3 protein-coding genes are annotated in these 2,268 nt (G+C 58.7%); 1 reads left to right on the top strand and 2 read right to left on the bottom strand.

The annotated features are described in order from the left end of the window. Together ACH2EH_RS03265 and ACH2EH_RS03260 are read right to left on the bottom strand one after the other, a co-directional pair. Positions 1–1,390 (bottom strand): M3 family metallopeptidase (locus ACH2EH_RS03265; RefSeq protein ID WP_395138924.1); only part of this gene is annotated, 1,390 nt, incomplete at its 3' end. Between the two features lie 61 nt (positions 1,391–1,451). Next, positions 1,452–1,736, bottom strand: a complete 285-nt coding sequence (locus ACH2EH_RS03260) for a hypothetical protein (protein ID WP_395138922.1) — start codon at positions 1,734–1,736, stop codon at positions 1,452–1,454. A gap of 82 nt (positions 1,737–1,818) precedes the next feature. On the opposite strand from ACH2EH_RS03260, the gene ACH2EH_RS03255 reads away from it, so the two are divergent. Further along, a complete protein-coding gene (locus tag ACH2EH_RS03255) occupies positions 1,819–2,202 on the top strand; it encodes a BlaI/MecI/CopY family transcriptional regulator (protein WP_395138920.1) in 384 nt (127 codons plus the stop codon). Positions 2,203–2,268 lie beyond the last annotated feature (66 nt).

The following is a 2,268-nucleotide window of genomic DNA, read 5'->3' as shown; positions in this document are numbered from 1 at the left end:
GAAACCGGCTATCAATATCTACCACTACTTGGCAGGAGTTTTGCAACGAGGCTTCTAGAATCGCAAGGCGCTCCTGCGGCTCCGCGCTTTTCAGAGCGGCGTGCTTCACGATAGTTTCGCAGAAGATACTCGCCGTTTCGGCAAGCGTCATCGGGGTGCCGGACTGGAGAATCGTCCGGTCTTTCAGACAGAGGTTGTGGTAAGCATGGCCTAGCTCGTGGGCGAGTGTGCTAACACCATCAAAGCTCGGGCGAAAGTTTTGCATGATCCGCGACTCGCCCGGCCCAATTCCCATACAGAACGCCCCATCGCGCTTGCCCGGGCGCGGCTCCGCATCTATCCAGCGCTCCGCAAAAGTCTTGCGGGCAAAGTCGCCCATTTTCTCCGAGTAGGCATCAAAGTGTGTGCCTATAAAGCGCTCGGCCTCACTCCAGCTCCAGTTACGGCCCTCAGCGCCTTCCACGGTCAGTGGTGCAAAGAGATCCCACCAGGGCAGACTCTCGGCTCCACTTACTTTTTTTGCCTTGGCTTTCAGGTAGCGGCGAAAGTCCGGGAAGGATCTCTCGGCGGCGGTGCGCATGGCATCGAGTGTGGCGCGGCTGATGCTGTTATCGTGGCAACAACGCTCTAAAATGTCGCTCCAGCCCCGGCGCTCGGCGAGGAAGCGTGTTTCGTGTTTGATGCCATTCATGGCGAATGAGAGAGGGAGTGCCACTGCCTTCCAGGCTCCCAGCTCGGCTTCGTAGGCGCTCTTACGAATTGCGGCACTGGCATCGGTGGCGAGGGTGCGGATCATGCTCATGGGGATGCTCTCGCCGTTAAGTTCGACCGTGAGCTGGCTTGTCAGATCATTGTGGAGCCGCGCCCACGCACTGCTTCCTGAGAGACTTAGGTTGGCAATAAGGTCCTCTTGCTCCAGGGGAAGCTGGTGCTGTGCTTGAATCCGCGTCTCGCGGATCGCGTAGTCGTGGGCGGCAGCCACGGCGGAGCGGGCGATAAGCGCCTCACTATCCAGCGAGCCCACAAACGCCGTAAAGCGGGTGCTCAGGCTGGCGAGAGGGATCAGCGCACCACGGAGCTCGCTGAGCTTGGCCTGCGCCGCGGCATCGCGAGAGTTGGTCGACACGCGGAGGCCGAGGTAGGCACGTACCCGGCGCAGGTCGTTGTAGAGTGCATTGAAGGCATGGGTTGCCGCCTCGTAGGCGGCGATATCCTCGTCGGTGAGGGCGCTCTGGGTTCGCGCGGCGATATTCTTTTGAGTGAAGAGTGTTTCGAGTTCTTGCGTCTGTGTCAGAACCGCCGCGAAGGCTGCAAGAAACTCTGGGGTATCAAGTTCGGTAAAAAGTGGCGAGAGATCCCAGTGGGGCAAGAGGGCATCGTATTTGGACATGATTAAGGGGCATTGTACCTAAATCCTCGCCTATGCTTCGCCTGACGGGGGCAATTGGGATTTATTGGGCGGTTCGTAGGAAAAGCTCAAAGTAGCTGCGCTTCATGAGGACTTCATCGTGGAGCAGATCGAGGGTATGGATAATAAAATCGGTGCTTTGCGAGGGCCGAAAGCCCGCAGGGATCACCAGCCCGACCGTGCTATCGGAGTAGTGGGTTATGGCATCAAAGAGTTTCCCCTGGTAGGTGTGGCCCTGCGCCCGACTGGGATGCGGGTAAGGGGAGCTGGCAAACGGGCGCAGCAGCGTCAGGCCGTCGGGGGAACGCAGCCAGGTCTCGTCAGGCATAAAGCGATTTTACCCTGCCTCTTGACAAACGCAACAATTAGTGCTAATCTGTTAGCATTATGCTAAAGGATTAGCACTGCTTATGCACTTTACCGAGAAACTTAGCCGCCGCGAGCGGCAAATATTAGAGGCGCTCTACCGACGCGGGGGGGCGTCCGTCACGGATGTCCTGGCCGAGCTCCCCGATCCCCCCAGCTACTCCGCCGTCCGTGCGTTCTTGCGCATCCTGGAGGATAAAGGCTACGTGACGCACACACAGGACGGCGCAAAGTATATCTACCACCCCGTCAATGCCCGTCCGCCGGTGGCTCGCGAGGCACTCTCCAAGCTCATGGAGACGTTCTTTGGGGGGCAGCCCGAGCAAGTGGTCGCCGCGCTCCTGACCGACGACGAGCGCAAGCTCACCGACGAGGATTTAGAACGGCTCTCCGCGCTGATTACTGAGGCTCGCCAGAAAGGAAACTGAGTGATGTTGCTCTTTTTTACGGAACTGCTCGTTCGTGGCACGGCTCTTTGCCTGCTCATTGCCCTA

Origin of the sequence: Armatimonas sp. (genome assembly GCF_043760365.1) — a bacterium.
In the GTDB taxonomy this organism is placed as follows: domain Bacteria; phylum Armatimonadota; class Armatimonadia; order Armatimonadales; family Armatimonadaceae; genus Armatimonas.
Note: the sequence above shows the minus strand (reverse complement) of the source record. Positions and strands in the feature narration are given on the sequence as shown.